We start from the raw sequence: 25615 nt of genomic DNA, 5'->3' as shown, positions 1-25615 counted from the left end.
AAGAGTGATGAAAGCGGAAATAATCGCGGTTGGAACTGAGTTATTACTTGGACAAATTGCTAATACAAACGCGCAGTTTTTATCGCAAAAGCTAGCAGAAGTAGGAATCAATGTTTATTATCACATAACAGTTGGCGATAATTATGAACGAATGCTACAAGTGATAGAACGTGCGAAATCGCGTTCCGATCTCATCATTTTTACCGGGGGGTTGGGCCCTACGCAGGATGATTTGACCAAAGACGTAGTGGCCGACCATCTTGGTCACAAGCTAGTCACGGATGAAAAAGCAATGGCGAACATTCGTGATTTTTTTGAGAGACGCGGTACTGACATGACTGAAAATAATCGTAAGCAAGCCCTTGTAATTGAGGGATCGACAGTCTTTGATAATGATCACGGAATGGCACCAGGAATGGGGATTACCCAAGAGGGCGTTACATATGTCTTGTTGCCTGGTCCCCCAAGCGAAATGTATCCGATGATGGAAAATTATGTGATGCCGTTTTTGGCTTCTTTAGGAAATGAGCATCAAATCTTTCATTCTCGTGTCTTTCGCTTTTTTGGTATCGGAGAATCTCTGTTAGAGGCAAAGCTGATAGACTTAATTGAGGAGCAATCCAATCCGACAATTGCCCCCTATGCCAAGGAGTTTGAGGTGACGTTGCGCATTACGGCTCGCGCTACCTCTGTGGAGGAAGCAGAGAGATTGCTACGTCCTGTTGAAGAGGAGATTCGCAATCGTGTAGGTGAGTTTATATATGCAGTAGGGGAATCTCCGTTGCATCAGGTGCTTTATGAGCAGCTACTAGTAAAACAAGAGACGATTTCTTTTGCTGAAAGCTGTACAGGGGGCACTGTTTCACAACTGCTTACCTCGGTTCCCGGTGCGTCGCAGGTATATCGAGGAGGAATTGTTTGCTATTCCAATGAAATCAAGCATCAATGGCTGGATGTGCCTCTTGAAGTCTTAGAGACAGAAGGGGCTGTCAGTGAAACAACGGCTCGGCTTTTAGCTGAGAATATTCGCCAAAAGATGGGCACAACCTATGGCGTTTCTGTTACCGGTGTAGCAGGACCTGAGTCTTCCGAGGGAAAACCTGTGGGACTGGTCTATATCGGAATCGCCAGTGAGAAGCAGCCTACTTTGGTAAAAAAGGTGCAAGTTGCGGGACAGCGCAGAGCGATAATTGGGCGTGTTGCCAAGAATGCTCTATATTATGCGCTCCAGCAGCTTCACTGTAATGACTAAAAGAAAGGTGACTATCATGACGATTTTTTCAGATTTAGCTTTACATAAAAATGTGTTGCAAGCTATTCATGATATGGGCTTTGAAGAACCATCACCAATTCAGGCGGCTTGCATTCCTAAAATACTAGAGGGTGGCGACCTGATCGGACAGGCTCAAACAGGTACAGGGAAAACGGCTGCGTTTGGTATCCCGTTGGCTGAGGTCTTAAACCCTACTAACAACCGTATACAGGCGATTGTTTTGACTCCGACTCGCGAGCTCGCTATACAGGTGGCGGGAGAATTAGTGAGAATATGCAAATACAAAAAAATTCGCACACTCCCTATCTACGGTGGGCAATCAATTAGCCATCAGATTCGTGCGCTTCGACAAGGTGTGCATGTGGTGATTGGTACACCTGGGCGTGTTTTGGACCATTTGCGCCGCAAGACACTCCAGTTGGAAAATGTGAAAATGCTTGTTCTCGATGAAGCAGATGAAATGCTGGACATGGGCTTTATTGAAGATATCGAGACCATTCTTAGCCACATGAAAGCTGAGCGTCAAACCTTGCTTTTCTCAGCAACCATGCCTCCTGAAATCAAGCGTTTAGCTCATCGCTATATGAAAAATCCCGAGACTGTGGCTGTCAGCCGTGAAGAAGTAACAGCACCTTCTATTGAACAAGTGTATTATAAAGTTTTCGAACGTAATAAACGGGAGAGCCTATGCCGCATTCTCGATAGCCAGGATGTAGAGCTTGGCATTATTTTCTGTCGAACGAAGCGCGGAGTAGACGAATTGAGTGAGGCCTTACAAGCACGAGGCTATATGGCAGATGGCTTGCATGGCGACTTATCTCAAGCACAGCGCGACAAAGTAATGAAGGCCTTCCGGGAAGGTACGATTGAGTTTTTGATTGCTACAGATGTAGCAGCTCGTGGGATTGATGTAGGTAACGTCTCACATGTTATTAATTACGATATTCCACAGGACCCAGAAAGCTACGTACATCGGATCGGCCGAACTGGACGTGCTGGGCGTAAAGGGATAGCTATGACACTAGTCACTCCTCGAGAGATGCGTCAGTTAATGGTGATTCAAAAACAGACGAAAGCATCCTTGATTACTCGCACCGTGCCTACCTTGGAGGAGATTGCGGAGCGCAAACGTACTCAATTACGTGAACAGCTACGTTCGCTGATTGAAAGTGAGTCTGTGAATGGTATGTATCAAGAAATCGTGAATGAGCTAATGCAGGAGCATGACCCAGCTAAAGTTGCAGCCGCTGCTCTACATCTCGCGTTTCATACTGATCCGAGTGGAAATGATGAAGAAGAAGGGTACAATTTTGGTGAGACGGGCGCAGCAAGAGGAATGGTTCGTTTCTTCTTAAATGTAGGACGAAATGTGAACATGAAGCCTCAGGATCTTGTACGGGAGATTTCCGAATCGGTGGGCATTCCGGGCAAATCAGTAGGACGAATTGATATTTTTGAAAACTTCACGTTTGTAGAAGTCCCAGAAGATGTTGCTCCGTTTGTTTATGAGGCGTTAAGACAGACGCGCATCAACGGTAAACGTATTAATCTAGAGCCTGCTAAACCGCGGACACGTAAATCATAATTAGGCTGTACAGAAGGTTTTTTCACATGGAGGTTAAGTGAAAATGCCTTCTTTTTTCTATATAATTCCTATACGAATATTTGTTCGTAAAAAATACTTGGCAAACCCCTCTATCTCGATGTATGATACATACATAAGAAAAAGTTGAGTGGAACGAGAAAGGGAGTGTCACTATTGTCAGATCGTCGCGCTGCGCTTGAGAGTGCTTTAAGACAAATAGAAAAACAGTTCGGGAAAGGCTCCATCATGAAGATGGGAGAAATGGCACATTCACAGGTTTCTACTGTTTCAACAGGAGCCTTAGCTCTTGATATCGCACTTGGTGTCGGCGGTTTCCCACGTGGCCGTATTATTGAGATTTACGGGCCAGAATCCTCTGGTAAAACAACAGTTGCACTTCATGCCATTGCAGAAGTACAGAAGCAAGGTGGACAAGCAGCCTTTATTGATGCAGAGCATGCTCTAGACCCTGTTTATGCTGCTAAATTGGGTGTTAACATAGAAGAATTACTTTTATCCCAACCAGACACAGGAGAACAAGCTTTAGAAATTGCAGAAGCTCTCGTACGCTCTGGCGCTGTAGATATTATTGTAGTAGACTCCGTAGCGGCTTTGGTACCAAAAGCTGAGATTGAAGGAGAAATGGGTGACTCTCACGTTGGTCTACAAGCTCGTTTGATGTCTCAAGCTTTACGTAAGCTTTCTGGAGCTATCAATAAATCCAAAACGATTGCGATCTTTATTAACCAGTTGCGTGAAAAAGTGGGCGTTATGTTTGGAAACCCAGAAACTACTCCTGGTGGACGTGCTTTGAAATTCTATGCTAGTGTACGTCTTGATGTGCGTAAAGCAGAGGGAATTAAACAAGGCAATGATATAGTAGGTACAAAGACTAAAATTAAAGTTGTAAAAAATAAAGTAGCTCCTCCGTTCAAAGTAGCCGAAGTCGATATTATGTATGGAGAAGGTATTTCTAAAGAAGGAAGTATTCTGGATATTGGAGCTGAGCTGGACATTGTTGCTAAAAGCGGCGCCTGGTATGCATTTAATGAGGAACGTTTAGGTCAAGGTCGTGAAAATGCAAAACAGTTCTTGAAAGAGAATCCAGCTATTGCAGCTCAGATTGACCAAAAAATTCGAGAATATTACAGCTTGAATCCTAATTCCATCCCAGAGGGAGAAGCGGTTCTCGATCCAGAGCAGGATGAAGAGCCAACTTTTGATTTAGAGTAGAAGAGATGTAAGCCTGTCGTATTCTGTGCGGCAGGCTTTTTATGTGAAGACAAAGCAGTCTCGATTAGAATGGGAGGAAACATGAAAACCTCAGGGGTAATCACGTCCGTTCATAGGGATTCTAAAAGAAAACAAGTGTATTTAATTGATCTGGACAATGAATTTGCATTTGAAGTGCATGAGGAAGTCTTTATTAAGTACCATTTGATGAAGGGTACAGAGATAGATAGTAATTTTTTCGCAGAGGTTTTACGAGCGGATCATGAGAATAAAGCCTATTTGGCTGCTATTAATTATCTTAGCTATCGTCCACGGAGTTCTAGAGAAGTAGAAAGATATTTAATAGGGAAAGAGTTTTCACTAGAACTAGCGGAGCGAATAGTAGAGAAGTGTATGCGAGAAGGATATATAAACGATGAGCTATTTGCTAAAAAATGGGTAGAAGAGAGATTGCGTTTGAAGCCTAGGGGAGCCTATATGCTCAAGATGGAATTAAAGCAGAAGGGAATTGCCTCAAGTTTGATAGAGAAAGTATTGGGAAGAATAGAATATGAACAGGAGCTAGATGCAGCGCGTGGTTTGTTACGAGGAAAACTAGCAAGAATAACAGTTCCCATTGATCAAAAAACAGAGCATAAGCTCTTACAATTTTTATTACGGAAAGGATTTTCCCATTCCATTGTTCAACAGCTAAGAAATGAATGGAGAACAAAAAACTGGATGGAGGAAGATGACGAGTAGGGAGGGCGTATCCTCTAAATCCTTCCCTAGCGAAGCAATCCTACTCCCCACAAGGTCTACTCCTTGACAAGGCTTGTTCGCAAATAATAAAATAGGTTTGTATTACTTGGTGTTTGATAACTTTTTGCGATTAGCAATCCATAACTGAACATCCATGAGGCCTATGTCTATCATGATTGCAGTCGACCGAGTCGCATCGGTCTTGTTTTTTAGGCTATGGATGCCAAATGTTTCCTTCTTCGGTCTTACTTGTTTTTCATTTTGTGTACGAGATACGAAGATGATAGGAATCACCAAGAAAAAAATGATTTGTATGAGAAATGTAAAAGTCATAGACAAAGGAGGTGTAAGAGAACACGTATGGATCTATCTAACCCACTATTGTTAGTTTTGCTATTGTTGGTAGCACTAGCAATTGGTTTTGGGGTCGGATACTTCTTACGTAAATCCATTGCAGAAGCCAAAATTTCAAGCGCAGAAGAAGCGGCGAAGCAAATCGTCGAAGAAGCGAAACGCGATGCGGAGGCAGTGAAAAAGGAAAAAGTCTTAGAAGCCAAAGACGAAGTGTTTAAGCTGCGTACAGATGCTGATCACGAAATCAAAGAGCGTCGTAACGAAATTCAGCGTCAAGAGAGACGTATCCTTCAGAAAGAGGAGTCTCTTGACCGAAAGCTGGACCAATTGGAACGTAAAGAAGTAGAACAAAGCGACCGTGAAAAATCAATTACTGAGTTGCAAGCCAAGGTTGAGCAATTATATAAAGATCAAGTTGCTGAACTCGAACGCATTTCAGGACTAACTCAAGATGAAGCAAAAACAATTATTCTAACAAACGTAGAAAACGAAGTGCGCCATGACATGGCAATTATGATCAAGGATATTGAAACGCAAGCAAAAGAGGACGCTGATAAAAAAGCTCGTGAGATTATCACAACAGCAATTCAACGCTGCGCGGCTGATCATGTGGCAGAGACGACCGTTTCAGTTGTTACTCTTCCCAATGATGAAATGAAAGGTCGAATTATCGGTCGAGAAGGTCGTAACATTCGAGCACTAGAGACACTAACTGGTATTGATCTTATTATTGATGATACTCCTGAGGCAGTTATTCTTTCAGGCTTTGACCCGATTCGACGTGAAATTGCTAAAACGGCTCTCGATAAGCTGGTGGCAGACGGACGTATTCACCCAGCTCGTATTGAGGAAATGGTTGAGAAATCAAGACGTGAAGTAGATGAACGTATTCGTGAGTACGGGGAACAAGCAACATTTGAGACAGATGTACACGGATTACATCCTGATTTAATAAAGATTTTAGGACGTTTGCGTTACCGTACAAGTTACGGACAAAATGTCTTGAAACATTCAATGGAAGTAGCTCATCTTGCTGGCCTAATGGCTGCGGAATTAAAAGAAGACGTGAAACTGGCAAAAAGATCAGGTTTGCTGCATGATATCGGTAAAGCAATTGATCATGAGGTAGAAGGCTCTCACGTAGAGATTGGTGTGGAACTAGCGAAGAAATACAATGAGCACCCTGTTGTTATCAACAGTATTGCTTCTCACCATGGTGATACAGAACCTACTTCTGTCATTGCGATGTTAGTAGCTGCAGCTGACGCCCTTTCTGCTGCGCGTCCAGGCGCACGCCGTGAAACCTTGGAAACATATATTAAACGCTTGGAGAAACTTGAGGAAATCTCTGAGTCCTTCGATGGCGTAGAAAAATCATATGCAATCCAAGCAGGTCGAGAAGTACGCGTGATGGTACAGCCAGAAAAAATTGATGATGCTGAGTCAATGAGGCTAGCACGAGAAATTACGAAACGTATTGAAAATGAGCTGGATTATCCAGGACATATACGTGTAACGGTGATTCGGGAAACCCGCGCTGTTGAATACGCGAAGTAAAAATAAAGTGGCGAGACGCCACTTTATTTTTTTGACGGATAGAAATGTATCTACATTCTCATCTCTATACGTACAACCAAGTCCTGCTGGGGGTAGCGGATTGGTCATCGCCCATTTTTAGAATCAATAGTAGAGGTGATTAGAATGAAATTATTGTTCATTGGAGATATTGTAGGGTCTCCCGGAAGAGAAATTGTAAAAGATTATGTACCACGTTTGAAACGAAAATATGCACCTGATCTGATTGTAGTTAATGGTGAAAATTCAGCACATGGCCGTGGAATTACACGAAAAATTGCTAATGAGCTTTTTCAGGTGGGTGTTCAGGCGATCACGATGGGGAATCATACATGGGATAATCGAGAAGTTTTTGATTTTATAGACGACGATTCACGTATTGTTCGCCCAGCGAACTTTCCGGAGGGGACCCCAGGTAAAGGTCTTACCTATGTCCAAACACATGTGGGAGAGGTAGCCATCATTAACGTGCAGGGAAGAACCTTTTTACCACCATTAATGTGTCCATTTGAAACGGCAGAGCGGCTAGTAGAAGAAGCAAGAAAGCGCACCAAATTTATTTTTGTGGATGTGCATGCTGAGGCTACTTCAGAAAAACAGGCACTAGGCTGGTATCTGGATGGGAAAATTAGTGCCATGGTTGGAACACATACACATGTACAAACAGGAGACGAACGAATCTTACCTAATGGGACCGGCTATATTACCGATGCAGGAATGTGCGGTCCAACAGATGGGATTCTGGGTATGGAGCGGAGCGCAGTGATAAAGAAATTCTTAACACAATTACCTGTCAGATTTGAAGTGGCAGAAGGGCCAACACAATTAAACGGTGTTCTCTTTACCCTCGATAATTCCACAGGAAAAACGAAAAAGATAGATCGAATTCGAATTGACGCAGCTTGTCCTTTTATGGAATAATACAAGGTAGATTCGAATTTTGCGAATATTAATCGTAAAAGGCAGGAATTTTTAGGGGTTATGCGAATATCATTCTAGAGATAAGAGTTATTTCTATCTGACGGGAGGTACAAAGGATGGACGTATTAAAAGTTTCAGCAAAGTCTAACCCCAACTCTGTTGCTGGTGCTCTTGCAGGCGTACTCCGTGAGCGTGGGGCCGCCGAGATTCAAGCCATTGGAGCGGGGGCGCTCAATCAAGCTGTTAAGGCAGTAGCTATCGCACGTGGGTTCGTAGCGCCTAGTGGTGTCGATTTGATTTGTATCCCAGCCTTTACAGACATAATAATTGATGGAGAAGAACGTACAGCCATAAAATTAATTGTAGAACCCAGATGATAGAGAACTAAACTACCTATTCACCTGTTTGTCCTCTTGGAATAAACAGGTTTTTTATTTGCCGAATAGCAGACAAGCCTGTTAAAGCATAGAGAGTTAGATGCCAAGCCTCTCAGTCGATTGGCTTGGCTTTCTTATCGTTTTTACATATAATTATTTCAAAAATACATCGTAAAAAAGATGTACAAGCAGTCAAAAAAACAAATAAATAAACATGACTTGCTTTCAGCACGAAAATCAACGAAGATATAAAGAATAGCTAATGAATCAACTTCAACAGAAGGACAAAACCTTCTAAATTTTTAGTAAAAATAGTTGCGACTTTATGGGAACATGTTACAATTACTTCAGAAGATCATTAATATACCGAGTACATTTATTAACACAATGCAACCATCTTTAGTAAAAGCACTTGCAATTTGAATAAGCTAGGTCTAAAATTGGTTTTGTTTATACACAAATTCTTCACAATTTGTCTACTATATTACATAGACAAATACTGATTGAACAGATGTGTGCAGTTCGGATTGAATGATGATTGTAGATTTTCTCACAGTCGCTGAAGGGGTGGAATTTCATGATTAGTCAACTTTCTTGGAAAGTTGGAGGACAACAAGGGGAAGGTATTGAAAGTACAGGTGAAATCTTCTCTATTGCCATGAACCGCATGGGTTATTATCTGTATGGTTACCGTCATTTCTCCTCGCGTATTAAAGGAGGACACACCAATAACAAGATTCGTGTAAGCACGAAGCCTGTTCAGGCCATTTCGGATGTCCTAGATATGTTGGTAGCGTTTGATCAGGAAACGATTGATGTAAATGCTCCAGAGCTACGTGAAGGCGGAGTCATCATAGCAGATGCTAAATTCAACCCAGTGTTGCCAGAAGGGATACAGTCTGTCCGCCTATTAGCTGTTCCACTAACTCAAATTGCTGATGAATTGGGTACTTCCTTAATGAAGAACATGGTATCCATTGGGGCAACCAGCGCAATTTTGGGTATTCCAGTTGAGGGATACCGAAACATTGTAGAGGACATGTTCTTGCGTAAAGGTGAAAAAGTAGTCGAATTAAACATGCAAGCGATTACTCGTGGAGCACAATTTGTAAATGAATTAACAGGTGGACAACTTCCAGAGTTCCAACTAGAACCGGCAGATGGAAATAAACGTCTTTTCATGATCGGCAATGATGCGATAGCTCTAGGCTGTTTGACGGCTGGAGTCCGCTTTATGCCTGCATACCCAATCACACCAGCGTCTGAGATCATGGAATATCTTATTAAAAAACTACCGAAATTTGGCGGTACAGTTATACAAACAGAGGATGAGATTGCCGCTATTACGATGGCAATTGGAGCTAGCTATGGTGGTGTACGTACCTTGACAGCATCAGCCGGTCCAGGTCTGTCTCTGATGATGGAGGCAATTGGTTTAGCAGGAATGACCGAGATGCCTGTCGTGATTGTAGATACACAACGTGGCGGTCCGTCTACAGGTTTACCTACAAAACAAGAGCAATCAGATGTTAATGCCATGATCAATGGTACACATGGTGAAATTCCTAAGGTAGTAATGGCACCTACATCGGTTGAAGAGTGCTTCTATGATGCAGTAGAGGCTTTTAATATTGCGGAAGAATATCAAGTCCCTGTTATTTTGATTACGGATTTGGCATTGTCACTTGGTAAGCAAACCGTTGAACCGCTTGATTATAAACGTGTTGAGATTCGTCGAGGAAAGCTGCTTGCGGGTCAGGAGCTTCCAGAAACTGAAGCTGGAGCGATGTTCCAGCGATATCAAGTAACAGAGGATGGTGTATCTCCACGGGTCATTCCAGGACAAAAGTATGGTCTTCACCACGTTACAGGGGTAGAGCATGACCAATCAGGTAAACCATCGGAAAGCCCAACTAACCGTAAGGCGCAAATGGATAAACGTTTACGAAAATTAGACGTGCTTCCTTCTAAATTCCCTACACCGGTTCGCATTAATGGTGAAGGCGTAGAATCTGATGTACTGTTGGTTTCGATCAACTCTGTTGGAGGTACAGTGGAAGAAGCGCGTACACGCTTGGAAGCGGACGGTTTAAAGGTAAATCATGCTCAAATTCGATTGCTTCATCCGTTCCCTGTAGAAGCAATCAAGCCATACGTAGATCAAGCTAAAAAAATTATTGTAGTTGAAAATAACGCGACTGGTCAAATCGCCAACCTAGTGAAATTGAATGTAGGCTGTGCTGTCAGACTGGAGAACGTAGTAAAATACGATGGGAATCCGTTCTTGCCGAACGAAATTTATACACAAGTCAAGGGGCTGATAAAAGATGGCGACGTTCAAAGAGTTTCGCAATAGTACCAAGCCAAACTGGTGTCCAGGGTGTGGTGACTTCTCCGTACAAGCTGCGATTCAGCGGGCAGCAGCAAACGTGGGATTAGAACCAGAAAACTTGGCCGTCGTGTCTGGTATTGGTTGTTCAGGACGTATTTCAGGCTATATTAATTGCTACGGCTTCCACGGTGTGCATGGCCGAGCTTTACCAATTGCCCAAGGTCTAAAAATGGCAAACCGTGAATTAACTGTCATTGCTTCTGGTGGAGACGGAGATGGTTTCGCTATTGGTATGGGGCATACTGTACATGCGATTCGTCGCAATATGGATATTACGTATATTGTGATGGATAACCAGATTTATGGACTTACTAAAGGTCAAACATCGCCACGCTCTGCGGCAGGTTTTGTGACGAAATCTACCCCTGCTGGCGCGATTGAACAAGCTATTTCTCCTATCGAATTAGCTCTGTCAGCGGGAGCTACTTTTGTGGCTCAGTCCGTATCCAGTGATTTAAAAGGTTTGACAGATGTTATTGAAAAGGGAATACAACATAAGGGCTTCTCGTTAATTAACGTATTCAGCCCCTGTGTAACCTTTAATAAAGTAAACACATATGACTGGTTCAAGCAAAATATTGTTCCAGTTGATAGCATTGAAGGCTATGACAAGCACAATAAAATTATGGCAATGTCCCATTCGATGGCGAACAATGGCCTGCTAACAGGTATTATCTATCAAAATACAGAGCAACAGCGCTACGAGGACTTGGTTAAAGGATTTGATCAAGAAGCCCTTGTGAAAAAGGATTTGCATCTTGGTGAAGAGCTCTTTAATCAATTACAAGCGGAATTTGCGTAAGGCAAATGCAAGTATAACGATGCTTACCTCATAAAAACATCCCTTCATCTACACTTGGCAGCAAAACGGATTTCTTTTGCTACAATAGTGTTTATGAGGGGATGTTTTTTTTGAGGATGGGCGGGGAATTTTGACATGATCATACCATACTAGCAAGCTGATTCTAGTAACATACAGAATCAGCTTATGCGCCTGCAAATATCAATTCAATTGCTTTGATCGATCCATCATTTGGCGATAAAATAGCATCACCAAAAAGAACACGACAATCTGTCCAAAAAGCGGGTACAATATAGTAAGCAAAGAACTAAATCCTACGAAGCTAACTCCATAGCAGATTAGCAGTATGATCAATAGGATTAGTGAAAAATGAACGTTAATATAGCTTTTCACCTGTTCAACTAATCCAAACAGATTGGCAACGAGCGAGGAGAAAACCTCCGCATAGACCAATAATGCAAAAAGAAAGGTAATCGTTTTGCCTAGTCCAGACAAAATGAAAATAGTAGGCGTATCTACAAATTGAACGTGGGGCATATTGTCCAATAATGATGCATATGCGAGAAAGAGAAGCAAGCCAATACCCAAACCGCCAACTAAACCTCCGTAAATCAAAGTACGCCTATAGGGGCACTCACGTCCAATAGGGACTAGGACTGCTTGGGCTAATGCAACGTTTAGTGATACATAATAGATGGGAGATTGGAGCCATCCGTCAGCTTCTAGTTCATCAAGAGGCAAGCCGGCTACGGAGGCAGTGCTATCCCAAGGCTTCGTGTAGAAAAAGACAAGTAGCGTAAATCCAATAAGGATTGGAACAAAAATACTATTTACCATATGAATAGCACCCATACCTCTAGCTGTTACCAGGAAAATAAATATCATACTTACCCAAATTCCAAGCTGAGCTGGTAAATGGAACGATTCTTTAAAAAGTGAACCAGTAAAAGCAAGCATGACGGAAGTTGTCCCGATGAGAACTAGGAGTAAGATTGTATTAAAAAAAGTGCCGATCGTTTTACCAAACAGGTAGAAGCTAACTTCCTGATAGGATTTGGCCTGTATACGCTGTGCTACCAGCATAACCTGTATAGCAGACCATACAAATAATAGACTAGCAATGCCAATGCCAACTAAGCCATAGGGTCCAAACCGTACAAAAAATTCGAGAATCTCTCGACCTGAAGCAAATCCAGCGCCTACAACCGTTCCGATATAAGTAAAGGCGATCTGCAAAATAGTTTTCCATGAATTTTGCATTGAGTACCTCCTGTCCACCATACTACATCCTATGAAATGGAGAGTGAAAACATGCGTATGACTGTGTTAGGCTTTCAATCACCGTATCCAGGACCTGGAGGAGCTACCCCTGGTTATTTATTACAAACAGAATCAAAGAATATATTAATTGATTGTGGGAGCGGGGTAATCAGTCAGGTAACAAAATACATACCAATTCATCAGCTAGATGCGGTTTTCTTATCACATTATCATCAAGATCATATTGCTGATGTTGGAGTTTTGCAGTATGGTTTGAATGTGCATCAAAGAGTAGAAGGGATTCGTGCCAATCAACCTGTACCCATTTATGCTCCGACAGAGCCAGTCGAATTTAGCAGTCAAATGGCCTATAAAGAAGCAACAGTTTTTAAGCCGATAACTGAGCAGACAGAAATAATTGTAGGAGACATCACTATTCGTTTTGTTAAAACAGATCACCCCATTTTATGTTATGCCATGATGTTTACGTATAATGGAAAAACAATCCTCTATGGTGCAGATACAGGGATGCAAACGAATTGGGAGAGGGTTATGGAGCCTGATTTATTTATATGTGAAGGAACGTATCTTGACGGCTTTGAACCGAACAAGCCGACTGGCCATTTATCAGTGCGGCAAGCTGCCCAGATTGCCAATGATATAAAAGCAAAAGCATTATTAATTACGCATCTATTTCATAATACAAAAGACGAGGATGTATACGAGCAAGCAAGCTCATATGGGGAATCATGCTATGTTGCAAGGATAGGATTACAGATAGAGATATAAAAAGGAGAGAGCTAACGTGTTTCCAAATGTTTTAGAAGTTGTACGTCAATATATTAGAGAACGAGTAGAAGAAGGAGAGACGGTAGTGGACGCCACTATGGGCAATGGAAATGACACATTATTTCTTGCTCAGCTAGTTGGGGAAAGAGGAAAAGTGTACGCTTATGATGTTCAATCGGAAGCGATTGAGAAAACCCGAGCACGTTTAGAACGCGAACAGGTAGTAGAGCGGGTGAATTTATTATTAACCAGCCACGAGCAAATGAAAGAGATTCCGGTAGCAATCGGAGCTGTTATGTTTAATTTAGGATATTTACCAGGTGGAAATAAGGATATTACGACACAGGCTAATACCACCATTCGTGCTATTGAAGCCGGATTGGATAAGCTCAGGACTGGTGGAATCATGACGATCATTATTTACTGGGGGCACGAAGCAGGGACTATAGAGAAGGAGGCGGTTGTTGATTATTGTGAAAAACTACCGCAGACAGAATACCTTGTGCTTCGTTATCAATATATGAATCAACAAAACCAAGCTCCTTTTATCATTGCCATTGAAAAAAGATAAGACAAAACAGATATCGTCAGCCCTAGCCGAGTAATGGATCTATTCATTACTCGGTTTTTTCAGTTGAAATCAAGCAGATAAAAAATAGGCAACCCATCTGTCTGCGGCCTACATAGAGTAATAAAAAAGAAAAATGTACTGAAGAAATGATGTAGGAAGGGATGAATGTGGAAAAAATCGGAATCATGCTTGATAAGAAAGTTATTTCCTTGAACAGACGACGACGACACACCTATGAGCGGCTGGCTTTTTATGTAGAGATTGGGGCTAGGCTTGGACTAGAGACTGTGTTTTTTCATGCTGATCAAATAAACTTTGCCACGAATAAAATTAAAGGCTATGTATGGAGAGATAAGAAGCTGGTACCATCCACTTTTATAATCCCAAAAGTCATTCACAATCGATTACTTTCTGGCAAGAAAGCTACGATTTTTCGGATAAAAAAATTAGAAAAAATAAGCCAAGTGTATAACGGAATTGTCACACGCAATAAATGGAGGGTGCACAAGAGACTTTGGGGACAGGATAATTTACGTCATTACATTCCAGAAACCAAGCTATTTCGTAAACAAGCCTTTACCGACATGCTGAATAAATATTCTTTTATCTACATCAAACCGGTAGTCGGATCAGTAGGGGTCGGAGTTGCTCGAATAGAACGTAAGGCAGAGGGATATTTTTTCTACTCGTCGCAAACAAAGGAAAGCTTTCAGCATGTAGAAGAACTTGTACAGTTTGTGGAAAACTGGATCAAGAACAAAACCTACATTATTCAACAAGGTATTCCGCTTTGCAAGTATCAGGATCGAACTTTTGATGTGCGTGTTTCTATTCAAAAAAATCAATTGCATGAATGGAAGATATCAGGGATGGTAGCGAAATTGGAAAATCCTACCAATAAATTAAGTAACTTAGCACAAGGTGGTAGGGCAGAACAATTGGAAACAGTTCTGGCCTCGCTGTTTGCTACTCAAAGTATTCCCGTCATTGTGAATCGTTTGAAGGCTGCATGCTTTGCCATTGTAGAGGAGCTAGAACAACATGAAACGTCACTAGCTGATCTGGGCTTAGATATGGGGATTGACCGGTCTGGATTACCATATTTTATAGAGGCGAACGTAAGGGATCAAAGATACTCATTTTTTAAAGCAGGTGAGAAGACCATGTTTTATCAATCTTATAAAACACCACTTGAATATGGAGCTACTCTGTACAAAAAGAAAAAATGATGATTAGTAGACTGCTAGACGGCCAGACATCATGCTATTGGTTACGGGAAAATAGAAAAAGCGTGTGTGTAATAAAAGGCCTGCTCCAAGTTGGATGCGGGCCTTTCCTTCATTTCTAACATCACCATGGGGTGTGGGTCTGAGACTGTATTATTCGGCGTTACGGAAATGGTGGTACACGAGGGCAAGAACTGCTTTACGAGTCAAAATTCCTTCAAAAACACCTTGCTCATCCTCGACACACACAAACGGATGATTAATGGATAATTCTAGAGCGCGTTGAAAAGAGTCAGTAGGGCGTAAACGAGGGATGTTATGTTCCATGACCTCTTCTACATGATGCTCATGTAATGTTTCATACTCCACACGCTCTAAACCTAGAATGGATTCCAGTATCATTGTTTTACTAATTTGTCCCATCACTTTATAGGAAGAGTCCAATACAGGAATGGCCGAATATCTGCTTTTCACCAATACTAATAAAGCGTGTTCCAAAGAATTGCCCAATTGAACATGAGCTACTTTTGAGGCGGGCAATATTAAATCCATAATCGGGTAATTGAAAATATGCTTAGCTTGAGGATTAATCAATGCAAGATCCTCCTTACCTTTCATTGTTAATGGACATTCTTCTTGTATTGTATAAAAAATTAAGCAAAAATGCATTTTTTTCTCTATTTGAAATGAGTTGAAAAACAGTGTAGAAGTAGCTTGAGCAAATTTTTATAAGTCCTGACTATCCTAAATCTTTTATGTATGCTGCCCATTTTGTCTCAAAATAGATGAAAAAGAAAAAACCTGAGCGGGTCAATCCTCAGGTTTTTTAAAATGAGAAGATGTCTTTTTTATAGATATGCAAAAGACCTCATTGATTATGAATTTATTTTTGTAACCGCCAATCAGATTGTTGAATCTCTGCTGCGGTATAAGAGAAGAGGCCAAGGCGTCCCGTTAAATGCTGGATTGCGACTTCTTTATCTGCTTCTGTCAAAGGTAATTCTCCCTTGGGAGCTGTCCATTTGTTTGAAATAGCAGAATACAGCTGCTCTTTTACTTCATCTACGGAGATGGCACGTCCCATATGCTCGGAGATACTGCCGATAGTCTCCTTTCGAACGGCAGGAACAGGGCGCTGGGCTACTTCCATTTCATAAAGTCCAGCTTGATGATAGAAGTCTTCCATCAGGGCTCCGCGTTCTATTCCACTACCCTCAATATTGATACAGAGCTGCAAAATGGAACCATAGCGGGTACGGCGTTGAGCCATTCCACCAATTTTTTTACCAGAAAGCGCAAAATCATAGTCACCTACACAATAGGAATCTACGACTTCTCCCAGTTCAATCTTTCCGTAGTCAGCAAGTCCGACTGATAGAATATCAGCAGCTAGCTTATAAAAATCATCAATTGCCAGATTGCATTGTGGGAATAAAATAGCCATATTTAAAACACCGCTGTCCAGTGGAACACATGCGCCGCCCGAGGAACGGAGGAGAGCCGAGTACCCTTCATAACTGTATGCCTTCAAGGCTTGCTCTAAGTGCGGAAGCTTGGCGTCACGTCGTCCCAACCAAAAAGCTTTATCATAAATCCATAAATGGATAATTGGTTTCGCATTAGGCTCTTTCATAGCAGTAGCTAATGCTTCATCCAATGCGATCGGTTCTACCGGAGATTGTCGGTAGATGCCCGAATCAATCCAGGTAAATGGAGAGTGCAGTAGTTCAGAATACACAATAAAACCCCTTCCCAAATACCCTCCTGTAAGAGAGGTGTCTTTCTCCATTATACACATGTCATGAAAATCTCTGCTAGGAAAAAGGAGTATTCAGAAAAGATGGATTTTTCGGTGTGATTTGTTTAATATATGAGGAGAAAGTCAAGAAGTCCATGTAAGAGAGGAAGAGCGATTTGTCAGAGGAGGTAACTGTAGTCCTTGTACCCATGGAAGAGCGGGATAAAGGTGAATATGATCGATTGTTGTTAGAGGCTGATGAATCAGAAGAGATGATTGCACGCTATAAGCATCGTGGAGATATGTACGCTGCTTATACAGAGGAGCGTTTGCTTGGTATCGCCATTTTGCTTCCGTGTACCGAAGAAATGGTCGAAATTAAAAATATTGCGGTATGTAGAGGAGAGCAGGGAAAGGGCTACGGCAAACAATTCATTTCGTGTTTGGAAGAGAAGGCTAAAGAAGGCAACTATAAGGTGATGGTTGTAGGAACAGCGAATTCTAGCTTGGATAATCTAGCGTTTTATCAAAAGGTAGGGTTTCGAATTACAGGAATCAAAGCCGATTTCTTTTTGCAATACCCCTATCCAATTTGGGAAAATGGAATTCGTGCTTTAGATATGGTGATTTTAAAAAAAAATCTGTAAAACAGCAAAAAAAAGCTGGCTTCCCAGAACATTTCGCCAAAGGTACCAAACAATAAAAAATGGTACCTTTATCATATAACGAAATGTTCAGGGGACCAGCTTTTTTTATTTTTTCGTAGCGATAAATGTGAAATTGTCAAACCAGGTAGTCTTTGATGGAATCTGTTTAAAAGCATCCTTACTCATATATAATCCTATTTCGGAATGATCCCAGTTCACATTTTGGAGCGTATAGATGTTGGTGCCGTTTAGATAAACGGATAATGTATCACCGCTAGCTTTTATTTTAAGGCTATTGTTGGTTGTTAGCTTGGTGGCAATGCTTGCGATAGCTTTTGTCTCTTTCTTTTCAGGATCAGGCAGGTGGCGAATCTGTAGAGAATCCTTTGTTAGATAAACGATATCAGCTTCTCCATCGTTCCCATTAATAAATATACCGGCTTCCGCATCGGTTTTGACAGGAATAATATCTACTGATATTTCCCATTCTGTATCATCCCTGCTTACCTTATCTTTTAGGGGCAGGAGATAATGCTTTAGAGCGCTGTCATTGCTATAAGCTGTTACACGCTTATCATAAACCACCCACGATCCAGTTCCTCGCGTACTGTTCCATTTTTTCAATTGATTATCTGAAAAATCATCAACCACTTCTCTTGTTTTTTGATCAGGCTTTGGTTGCGGGACGGGAGAAGTAGGATCAGTTGGGAAAACGACTTTTTGCTCATCTAGCTTAGCTCGATACAATAGAGAGGCGGCTTCCGCGCGTGTAATGGCATCTTGTGGTCGGAAGGTACCATCGTTGAAGCCTTTAATCAGATCATTATCTAAGGCGATTGCGATAAAGGTGCGAAGATTGTAAGAAATTCTTTCTTTGTCTCTGAATTGATTTAATAAAGATACTTTTGCTGATTTTGATTGATCATAGCCCAGCAGGCGCACCAAAGCTACGGCAATGTCTTCACGTACGGCATTCTGATCAGGCTTGTAGCTGTAGGTTGAGCCTGACTTGTAGCCAGTCAGGTAAGGCTTTGCATGCTCGACATACGTAAATGCCCAGTGGCTGCGCGGTACATCTTTAAAGGTCTGAGAAATCCCCCATTTATCCCCCAATTGGACTCCTGCTGCTGCAATCATAATTTTAGCAAACTCGGCACGGGTCACTTTTGAGTTTGGACGAAACGAACCGTCACTGTAGCCATCAATAATTCCCTTGGTGGCCATGTCAGTGATTGCCTCATAAGCCCAATGATCTCGCGAGACATCCCAGAAATTTGTGTTTTTAGCTTGTGCTAGCAGGGGCATCATGGAAAACAGCAATAGGAACGACAGCAATAAAGCAGATATCCTTTTCATGGTTTCCTCCTCATGTTCTTTTTCACAAATATGTGATGTTTGTCAAAATCCTTGACGCGCAAAACAACGAGTTAGTTTCGGTATTTATCAGAAAAAATAAAAAATAGGGCTGATTGAGTAGGGCTAATTTCCTGAGAGGTATTCTTATCTGGCTAAAAAGACTTGTTTTGAACAACGGAGAGTAGAATATGCTAAGAAAAAAGATAGAAAAAGCAAATCCTACATAAGATGTATGGTTGGGATTAGAAGATGAAAGTATATATTAGTTGACAAGTCTGTTATGATTTTTTGAGAATACAAGTTAAAGAGAAAAAGGGAGAAAGGTGGAATGGTGTGGGTATTGTAGATAGTTTGTTAAAAACGGTGGTTAATACGAGTTATCGAGTTGAGATTGAGGGACTCTCAAAACTCGATTTTTCCAAGCCGGTTATTTTAGCACCAAATCACGTTTCCATATTAGATGCCGTATTACTGGCCTGCAATCTTCCTAAAGAAGTATGCTATGTGGTAAATACGGATATTGCCAAAAAATATGCCAGCTTTTTATCACAACGAAAATTTATAACGGTTGATCCTTTTAATTCTTATTCCATCCGCAAAATTGTGCGTGAGGTTAAGGCTGGAGTTCCTTTGGTGTTGTTTCCTGAAGGGAGAATTACAACGACTGGTGGAATCATGAAAATATATAGTGGGCTCGGTTATATTGCTCTTCGCACAGGGGCCACTATTTATCCCGTTACATTGGTGGGGCCTGAACGAACACCATTTTCTTACATTACGGATAAGTGGAAAACGCATTTATTCCCCAAGGTGCGTATCCGTATTGGTGAGGCCTATACGATTCCAGCAAAAGAGGGAGTATCGAAACGTATTCAAAAGGAAAAGGCCGGAAATACAGTCCTGAGAACGATGCAAACAGAATTATTTTATGCCAAAGAGAAGCACCATGTGCAATTATTTAATGAAATGCTAGATGCCTGTCGTCTTAATGGTCCAAACCGGATGATTGGGGAAGAATTAACACAGTCAATAACGTATAAAAAGCTGGTCATAAGTACATATGCATTAGGGAATAAATTACAGGATCTTGTTCAGCAGGAGCAACGCATCGGCACATTATTACCTACATCACTTGGGCATACCGTAGCTTTATTTTCGTTATTTTATTTAGATAAAACGGTCGCTCTCCTCAACTTTAGTATGGGGGTTCAGACGGTATTGGATGCTTGTGAAACAGCGAGTATTTCCACCATTTTAACCTCCAGAGAGTTTATTCAGAAGGCTAATTTACAGGTGATGGCTGATGCGCTTGCCAAACATATTCGGGTTATTTACCTAGAAGACGTAAAAGCATCGATTAGCACAACTGATAAAGGAAAAGCGATGGTTGCTTATGTGAGCAAACAGCGTGCTTTAAAGGTGAATCCATTACAGGAAAGTGAACTTATTTTATTTACATCTGGAAGCGAGAGCAAACCAAAAGGAGTGGTGCTTACACACAGTAATATCTATAACAATATTCAGCAGGTCTTGGCCATGATGGATATGACATCGAAAGACAAATTTTTAAATACCTTACCCATGTTTCACAGCTTTGGGTTAACGGTAGGTACGATTTTACCGATTGTGACAGGAATCCCTGTGTTTTTTTACCCCTCGCCGCTTCATTACAAGGTGATTCCAGAGATTGCTTATGATCGCAATTGTACCGTGTTATTTGGAACGTCTACATTCCTTGCAGGATATGCTCGGACTGCCAAACCATACGATTTTTACGCTATGCGTCATGTAGTGGCGGGAGCAGAAAAATTAAAGGATGAGGTTCGACAGCTTTGGATGGATAAATTCGGCATTAGGGTAATGGAGGGATATGGTACAACAGAAGCTTCTCCAATCCTTTCACTGAACACTCCACTACAGCATAAAAAGGGAACAGTCGGTCAATTTTTGCCAGGTATTCGTTACGAATTAGAGAAGATTGAAGGCATAGCGGAAGGCGGCAATCTTTGGGTGGATGGAGCAAATGTCATGAAGGGCTATTTATTTCATGGAAAAGGCTTCGAGCCAAGAGAAGGGTACTACGATTGTGGAGATATCGTAACAGTGGATGACGAAGGGTATATTTCCATTGTAGCTCGGAAAAAACGTTTTGCAAAAATTGCAGGTGAAATGGTCTCACTAAATTTAGTTGAGCAACTGGTTACGGAGGTAGTGCAAGATACGAGGCTCGCTGCTGTTACCACAGGTGATCCGCGAAAAGGAGAGCGCATTTATCTATTTACCTCTACTCCCATTACAATGCGTGAGATTAAGGAATACGTGATAGCTAAAGGCTTCTCAGCACTATTGGTTCCTTCTAAAATTGTGGAAATTGAGGAACTTCCTTTATTAGGAAGCGGTAAGGTGGACTATGTAACATTAAAACAATGGGCAGAACAAGAGACCCCATCTAAACGATAGGGAGAGGAGAGCGGCATTCGTGAAAAATAAAGCCTTGCAGTATTTATATATCACTCAGTTTTTATCTGCGTTTGCTGATAACATGGCATTATTTGTGATTGCCAATCTGTTAAGACAAAATGGCTTTTCTCCTGTCGCGCTTGCCTTAGTTTCCATGGCATTTTTCGTGCCGTTTATTGTAATGGCACCTGTGGTAGGGCCCATAGCAGATAAGTATTCGAAAACAGCCGTTTTACTTGTAGGTAATTTTTTGAAGCTTTTAGGCATCGTATTATTAATGACGGTAGACCACCAAAGCATTATAGCGTTGATGGCTAGTTACTTTACTGTAGGAATAGGAGCGGTTGTCTACTCACCAGCCAAGTACGGCATATTAGTAGAGCTTACTGAAAATGAAATGGAGTTATTTGAAGCTAATTCACGGATTGAGGCCTATACGATACTGGCTATTTTGCTAGGAATCGGAGGAGGAGGGGCCATTGCGGCCGTTACTAGTGTCATGGTTTCTTCGAGCATCTGCTTGCTGCTCTTTGCGGCTTCGATTGCGATGACCTTTTACATCCCAATGCAGCGAGGCAATCGCCATATTAAAATCAGAAAAGAAATCCGCTTATTTTTTGAAAATTTTCGTTTGCTGTACGGTCATCCGACTACACACTACGCACTGATAGGAACAGGGGCATTCTGGATGAGTTCGGCGGTACTTCGGATTGCTGTGCTTGCTTGGATTCCGCTTGCCCTGGGTTTTGCAGAGAACGACTTTCGTGTATCCCTTATACTAGCGACTACCTCCATTGGCATTATTGGAGGAGCCTTTTTTGCTCCGAAGGTGATTCCTTTATCTAGATTTACGAAAGCCATTCTCTATGGATTTCTTATGACTGGCTGTATTATGCTGTTTCCTTGGATACATTCAACATTCATTGCTATTCTGATGTTGCTTGCTGTTGGCTTTATGGGCGGGGTATTTATCGTTCCGATGAACACTGTCATTCAGGAGCAAGGACTTCAAATCATCGGATCAGGTAAAACGATTGCGGTCCAAAATTTTGTAGAGAATAGCTTAATGCTAGGGGGAACGGTTATTTACTATGCTGTATCCTATATGGGCGGCTCTGTTTCCTTTGCCATTTTATTTCAGGGTATTCTTCTTGTAGTCTTTCTTGGTTATCTAGTATTCAAAATTCCAGAGGTAGATCGAGCTCGAACCAAGCGAATCTAACTTTCACAAAAATGATGCATGGATGAATGAATATAAATATGAGATGATGGATCATGAAAGAGTTTTCATAGTGAAGGCTGTCAGTTAAAAATCGGCACAAGGTGATGAAATGAAACGCATAGAGCTGATTATGCAACAGATTGTATCCAGATCGCGTGAAGGACAAGCAAGCAGTGCCCAAGAGCTGGCTGAGCTTCTCTCGTTAAGTCGAGCCAATGTCAGCTCTGATTTAAACCAGCTTTGGAGAGAAGGTCGTATAGAGAAAAGTACAACTAGGCCTGTACGCTTCTCCTTGCCTGGGATTCAACCTAAAGCTTTGATGAACGCAGGTTTGTCCGAACAAAGGAAAACGGAAGGGAAGCAGACTTGGGAACGTAAGAGAGCGGGTTCTTTTCCGCCGGAGCTTAAGAGGAATATACATCATAGCGAAAATCAGCTACAAACAAGTGTAATGGACCAGTTGGCTAGAGATTGCCAGAGCTTAGCGGCACTCATTGAACAAGCTAAGGCTGCGTTGCTCTATCCGCCCCATGGCATGCATACGCTACTTTTTGGGGAAACGGGTGTTGGGAAAACCATGTTTGCTGGGCTTATGTACGAATATGCTGTGGAAAAAGGAATCTTAGCAGCTACTGCTCCGTTTATCACTTTTAACTGTGCAGACTATGCTCACAATGCTCAATTATTGGTAGGCCAATTATTTGGTGTAAAAAAGGGTGCCTATACTGGCGCTGATCATGATCGACAAGGATTAATGGAAGCTGCTGACACTGGCATTCTGTTTTTAGATGAGGTTCACCGCTTACCGTCTGAAGGGCAGGAAATGTTATTTACTTTCATCGATAAAGGCTTCTTCAGACGCGTAGGAGAAACAGATGGAGTGCGTCAGGCAAATGTACGATTAATTGCGGCGACAACAGAGAATCCTACCTCTGCATTGCTCGCGACTTTTACCAGACGAATTCCTATGATGATTTCTCTGCCTTCCTTAAAAGAAAGAGGACTGGAGGAGCGGCTACAGCTAATCAAACAATTTTTTCAAGAAGAGTCTTATCGTTTAGGGAAGGATATTCATGTCTCAGGTAATTCTATCCGTGCGCTTCTCCTGTACGACTGTCCAAACAACATTGGTCAATTGAAAACGGATATTCGCCTATCCTGTGCAAAGGCATATGCCGATTTTATATCTTTGCGGAAAACAGAAATGCAAATTACTACCGCTGATCTTCCCCCTCATGTAAAAGAGGGCGTGCTGCATGTGGAGCAGAATAGACAAAATATCGAGAAGCTTATTGGGGAAAAGAAGTATTTTTTGTTTCATCCCGATCAAGAACCATATATTATAGAAGATTCATCGGTAATGGACAATAATATCTACGAACGAATGGAACAAAAGATTGTACAATTGCGAGCTACGGGAGTATCTGATACAGAGCTGTACACAGTCTTGACTAGTGAGATTGAAAAGTATTTCACTACTTATTTGACTAATGTACGAAAAAGCTTCAATCAGGAAGATGTCTTGAAAATTGTCCACCCCGAAATTGTCAATCTGGTCGAGGACATCGTTACGTATGCCCAGACTATATTGAATAGAACATTAACACGCAATGTTCTACTGGGAATGTCTTTGCATATTCAGACACTCATTGATCGGATTGGAAGGGGAAAAACAATCTCAAATCCGCAATTGAATCAAATTAGCAAGCTACATAAGGCTGAATTCATGGTAGCTCTTGAATGTGTGAGTAAGATAGAAGAGGCTTTTGATCTCGACATACCGCTAGACGAGGCAGGTTTTCTCTGCATGTTCTTTGTACTTGACGAAGCACAGCCTGAGGAGATCAAAAATTATGTGGGTATTCTCGTCATGATGCACGGTAATTCCAGTGCGACCTCCATGGTAGAGGTGACAAATCGCCTCTTAGGAACGAATCATGCTGTTCCTTTAGATATGCCCTTAGAAAAGCCTCCCCATGAATTATTAGAAAAAGCCAAAGAAATTGCCAAAACGATTGGGAATGAAGAGGGTCTGCTGTTTTTAGTAGATATGGGCTCTTTACTTACCTTTGGAGAAATCGTCCAAAAAGAATTGGGAATACCGGTAAAAGTGATCCCCTTGGTTAGTACCACGCATGTTTTAGAAGCTACCCGCAAAGCGATATCCGGTTCTACATTAGACGAGATTTATCAAAGCGTGTTAGCGGTATCAAGTCATGAAATACAAGAACAGTCTGTTAAACGGGAACGTAATAAGCTACCAAAGCAAGTGATCGTAACAGCGTGCTTGACAGGTGAAGGAAGCGCACTTGTGATTAAAAATCTATTGAAAAATTATCTTCGCTTTCATAACGAATCCTTACAAATTATACCGATTACATGTGTGGATCAAAACAAAGCGAAACAGGAGCTGGAGGCACTAAAGACAAACCGCCAGATTTTGTGTATTGTCAGCAATTTTCGATTGGATATAGATGCACCTCAATACAATATTGAGCAGGTCTTAAGCTTACAGGCTATTCCTGAGATTCAGCAAATTATCAACCAGGAAGAAATTTATAAAAAAATGGGTGAAACACTAGAAGCTCATTTAAAATATCTCTCAGGCGAACAAGTCCTAGCAGATGTACGTGCTACTATTAAACGCATGGAACGAAAACTACAGCAGAAGCTATATCAGGATGAATTGATGGGGATTACATTGCATATGTGCTGTATGATTGATCGGCTGAAAGGCGGAGGAGAAGTAGCAGAATTTAAAGAAAAGGAAGCGTACAAAGAGCATTTTAAAGAGATGCTTACTGTTATACAAGGACAAATGCAGCCAATTGAGTTGACGTATGGAATCATGGTGGAAGAAAATGAAATTTGTTATCTCGCGAAATTTTTCCTTATGAGTGAAGCAAATCAGTCTCATGTATAAGTAAACACTCACTGTATTTAGGACGAAACACTATAGATTAGTGTTTCGTTTTTCTTATGGACAAGCGAAACACTAATGGAAGAATGAAAGGATGACAGCCTACATATACATCATTAGTGTTTTGGCATCATATTTGCAAAATAAGTAAAATGTAAGCACTTACATGACCA

20 protein-coding genes are annotated in these 25615 nt (G+C 41.5%); 16 read left to right on the top strand and 4 right to left on the bottom strand.

Annotation, left to right across the window (positions count from 1 at the left end; translation table 11 throughout):
* Nucleotides 1–7 precede the first annotated feature (7 nt).
* The 9 genes from GOP56_RS08205 to GOP56_RS08165 all read left to right on the top strand — a co-directional run bounded on the left by GOP56_RS08205 (nucleotide 8) and on the right by GOP56_RS08165 (nucleotide 11253).
* Nucleotides 8–1252, top strand: a complete 1245-nt coding sequence (locus GOP56_RS08205) for a competence/damage-inducible protein A (protein ID WP_003341282.1) — start codon at nucleotides 8–10, stop codon at nucleotides 1250–1252.
* Between the two features lie 16 nt (nucleotides 1253–1268).
* On the top strand, nucleotides 1269–2858 hold the full coding sequence (locus GOP56_RS08200; protein WP_121474644.1) for a DEAD/DEAH box helicase: 1590 nt from the start codon (nucleotides 1269–1271) through the stop codon (nucleotides 2856–2858).
* A gap of 174 nt (nucleotides 2859–3032) precedes the next feature.
* The gene (gene recA / locus GOP56_RS08195; RefSeq protein WP_003337007.1) at nucleotides 3033–4091 is read left to right on the top strand and encodes a recombinase RecA; all 1059 of its coding nucleotides are present in this window, start codon (nucleotides 3033–3035) and stop codon (nucleotides 4089–4091) included.
* An 81-nt stretch (nucleotides 4092–4172) separates the two neighbouring features.
* Nucleotides 4173–4832 carry a RecX family transcriptional regulator gene (locus GOP56_RS08190; RefSeq protein WP_163245359.1) on the top strand — a complete coding sequence of 220 codons (660 nt, stop codon included), beginning with the start codon at nucleotides 4173–4175 and terminating at the stop codon, nucleotides 4830–4832.
* A 360-nt stretch (nucleotides 4833–5192) separates the two neighbouring features.
* Complete coding sequence (gene rny / locus GOP56_RS08185; RefSeq protein ID WP_003337009.1) at nucleotides 5193–6743, top strand: ribonuclease Y; 1551 nt, start codon at nucleotides 5193–5195, stop codon at nucleotides 6741–6743.
* A gap of 144 nt (nucleotides 6744–6887) precedes the next feature.
* Nucleotides 6888–7682, top strand: a complete 795-nt coding sequence (locus GOP56_RS08180; protein WP_003341275.1) for a TIGR00282 family metallophosphoesterase — start codon at nucleotides 6888–6890, stop codon at nucleotides 7680–7682.
* Nucleotides 7683–7798: 116 nt separating this feature from the next.
* Entirely contained in the window at nucleotides 7799–8059 is a 261-nt protein-coding gene (spoVS, locus tag GOP56_RS08175; protein WP_003337012.1) for a stage V sporulation protein SpoVS, read from the top strand.
* A gap of 577 nt (nucleotides 8060–8636) precedes the next feature.
* Nucleotides 8637–10415, top strand: coding sequence for a 2-oxoacid:acceptor oxidoreductase subunit alpha (locus GOP56_RS08170; protein WP_163245358.1), 1779 nt, complete (start codon nucleotides 8637–8639; stop codon nucleotides 10413–10415).
* A complete protein-coding gene (locus tag GOP56_RS08165; protein WP_003341270.1) occupies nucleotides 10387–11253 on the top strand; it encodes a 2-oxoacid:ferredoxin oxidoreductase subunit beta in 867 nt (288 codons plus the stop codon). Before GOP56_RS08170 ends, GOP56_RS08165 begins: the two co-directional genes overlap by 29 nt.
* Before the next feature lie 201 nt (nucleotides 11254–11454).
* On the opposite strand, the gene GOP56_RS08160 is transcribed toward GOP56_RS08165, so the two are convergent.
* Entirely contained in the window at nucleotides 11455–12513 is a 1059-nt protein-coding gene (locus tag GOP56_RS08160; RefSeq protein ID WP_003337016.1) for a YkvI family membrane protein, read from the bottom strand.
* Between the two features lie 51 nt (nucleotides 12514–12564).
* Between GOP56_RS08160 and GOP56_RS08155 the strand changes: the two genes are divergently transcribed.
* The 3 genes from GOP56_RS08155 to GOP56_RS08145 all read left to right on the top strand — a co-directional run bounded on the left by GOP56_RS08155 (nucleotide 12565) and on the right by GOP56_RS08145 (nucleotide 15102).
* Nucleotides 12565–13302 carry an MBL fold metallo-hydrolase gene (locus tag GOP56_RS08155; protein ID WP_163245357.1) on the top strand — a complete coding sequence of 246 codons (738 nt, stop codon included), beginning with the start codon at nucleotides 12565–12567 and terminating at the stop codon, nucleotides 13300–13302.
* A 16-nt stretch (nucleotides 13303–13318) separates the two neighbouring features.
* Entirely contained in the window at nucleotides 13319–13873 is a 555-nt protein-coding gene (locus tag GOP56_RS08150; RefSeq protein ID WP_163245356.1) for a tRNA 5-(aminomethyl)-2-thiouridylate-methyltransferase MnmM, read from the top strand.
* Between the two features lie 167 nt (nucleotides 13874–14040).
* On the top strand, nucleotides 14041–15102 hold the full coding sequence (locus tag GOP56_RS08145; protein WP_163245355.1) for a YheC/YheD family endospore coat-associated protein: 1062 nt from the start codon (nucleotides 14041–14043) through the stop codon (nucleotides 15100–15102).
* A 150-nt stretch (nucleotides 15103–15252) separates the two neighbouring features.
* On the opposite strand, the gene cbpB is transcribed toward GOP56_RS08145, so the two are convergent.
* Nucleotides 15253–15693, bottom strand: coding sequence for a cyclic-di-AMP-binding protein CbpB (gene cbpB / locus GOP56_RS08140; RefSeq protein WP_003341260.1), 441 nt, complete (start codon nucleotides 15691–15693; stop codon nucleotides 15253–15255).
* Between the two features lie 289 nt (nucleotides 15694–15982).
* Nucleotides 15983–16855 carry a lipoate--protein ligase family protein gene (locus GOP56_RS08135; protein ID WP_101668657.1) on the bottom strand — a complete coding sequence of 291 codons (873 nt, stop codon included), beginning with the start codon at nucleotides 16853–16855 and terminating at the stop codon, nucleotides 15983–15985.
* Nucleotides 16856–17013: 158 nt separating this feature from the next.
* Here GOP56_RS08135 and GOP56_RS08130 point away from each other — a divergent pair, with 158 nt between their 5' ends.
* Nucleotides 17014–17484, top strand: a complete 471-nt coding sequence (locus GOP56_RS08130) for a GNAT family N-acetyltransferase (protein WP_003337024.1) — start codon at nucleotides 17014–17016, stop codon at nucleotides 17482–17484.
* 105 nt (nucleotides 17485–17589) lie between these two features.
* Here the strand turns inward: GOP56_RS08130 and GOP56_RS08125 are convergent, their stop codons facing one another.
* The gene (locus GOP56_RS08125; protein WP_163245354.1) at nucleotides 17590–18840 is read right to left on the bottom strand and encodes an S-layer homology domain-containing protein; all 1251 of its coding nucleotides are present in this window, start codon (nucleotides 18838–18840) and stop codon (nucleotides 17590–17592) included.
* A gap of 333 nt (nucleotides 18841–19173) precedes the next feature.
* On the opposite strand from GOP56_RS08125, the gene GOP56_RS08120 reads away from it, so the two are divergent.
* The 3 genes from GOP56_RS08120 to GOP56_RS08110 all read left to right on the top strand — a co-directional run bounded on the left by GOP56_RS08120 (nucleotide 19174) and on the right by GOP56_RS08110 (nucleotide 25445).
* Nucleotides 19174–21300, top strand: a complete 2127-nt coding sequence (locus tag GOP56_RS08120; RefSeq protein ID WP_163245353.1) for an AMP-binding protein — start codon at nucleotides 19174–19176, stop codon at nucleotides 21298–21300.
* A gap of 19 nt (nucleotides 21301–21319) precedes the next feature.
* Entirely contained in the window at nucleotides 21320–22522 is a 1203-nt protein-coding gene (lplT, locus tag GOP56_RS08115) for a lysophospholipid transporter LplT (protein ID WP_096886187.1), read from the top strand.
* 109 nt (nucleotides 22523–22631) lie between these two features.
* Nucleotides 22632–25445, top strand: coding sequence for a sigma-54-dependent transcriptional regulator (locus GOP56_RS08110; RefSeq protein ID WP_163245352.1), 2814 nt, complete (start codon nucleotides 22632–22634; stop codon nucleotides 25443–25445).
* Nucleotides 25446–25615: the final 170 nt, after the last annotated feature.

The organism is Brevibacillus sp. 7WMA2 (assembly GCF_010748895.1).
Classification (GTDB): Bacteria; Bacillota; Bacilli; order Brevibacillales; family Brevibacillaceae; genus Brevibacillus_B; species Brevibacillus_B halotolerans.
The sequence above is the reverse complement of the archived record's forward strand: the minus strand, read 5'-3'. Positions and strand labels throughout refer to the sequence as shown.

What these genes read in the sequence shown, in the direction of transcription:
- GOP56_RS08110 (WP_163245352.1), top strand. Translation starts at nt 22,632, where the DNA reads ATGAAACGCATAGAGCTGATTATGCAACAGATTGTATCCAGATCGCGT.
- GOP56_RS08160 (WP_003337016.1), bottom strand. Translation starts at nt 12,513, where the DNA reads ATGCAAAATTCATGGAAAACTATTTTGCAGATCGCCTTTACTTATATC.
- GOP56_RS08205 (WP_003341282.1), top strand. Translation starts at nt 8, where the DNA reads ATGAAAGCGGAAATAATCGCGGTTGGAACTGAGTTATTACTTGGACAA.
- GOP56_RS08180 (WP_003341275.1), top strand. Translation starts at nt 6,888, where the DNA reads ATGAAATTATTGTTCATTGGAGATATTGTAGGGTCTCCCGGAAGAGAA.
- GOP56_RS08190 (WP_163245359.1), top strand. Translation starts at nt 4,173, where the DNA reads ATGAAAACCTCAGGGGTAATCACGTCCGTTCATAGGGATTCTAAAAGA.
- GOP56_RS08200 (WP_121474644.1), top strand. Translation starts at nt 1,269, where the DNA reads ATGACGATTTTTTCAGATTTAGCTTTACATAAAAATGTGTTGCAAGCT.
- GOP56_RS08165 (WP_003341270.1), top strand. Translation starts at nt 10,387, where the DNA reads ATGGCGACGTTCAAAGAGTTTCGCAATAGTACCAAGCCAAACTGGTGT.
- spoVS (WP_003337012.1), top strand. Translation starts at nt 7,799, where the DNA reads ATGGACGTATTAAAAGTTTCAGCAAAGTCTAACCCCAACTCTGTTGCT.
- rny (WP_003337009.1), top strand. Translation starts at nt 5,193, where the DNA reads ATGGATCTATCTAACCCACTATTGTTAGTTTTGCTATTGTTGGTAGCA.
- GOP56_RS08170 (WP_163245358.1), top strand. Translation starts at nt 8,637, where the DNA reads ATGATTAGTCAACTTTCTTGGAAAGTTGGAGGACAACAAGGGGAAGGT.
- GOP56_RS08125 (WP_163245354.1), bottom strand. Translation starts at nt 18,840, where the DNA reads ATGAAAAGGATATCTGCTTTATTGCTGTCGTTCCTATTGCTGTTTTCC.
- GOP56_RS08155 (WP_163245357.1), top strand. Translation starts at nt 12,565, where the DNA reads ATGCGTATGACTGTGTTAGGCTTTCAATCACCGTATCCAGGACCTGGA.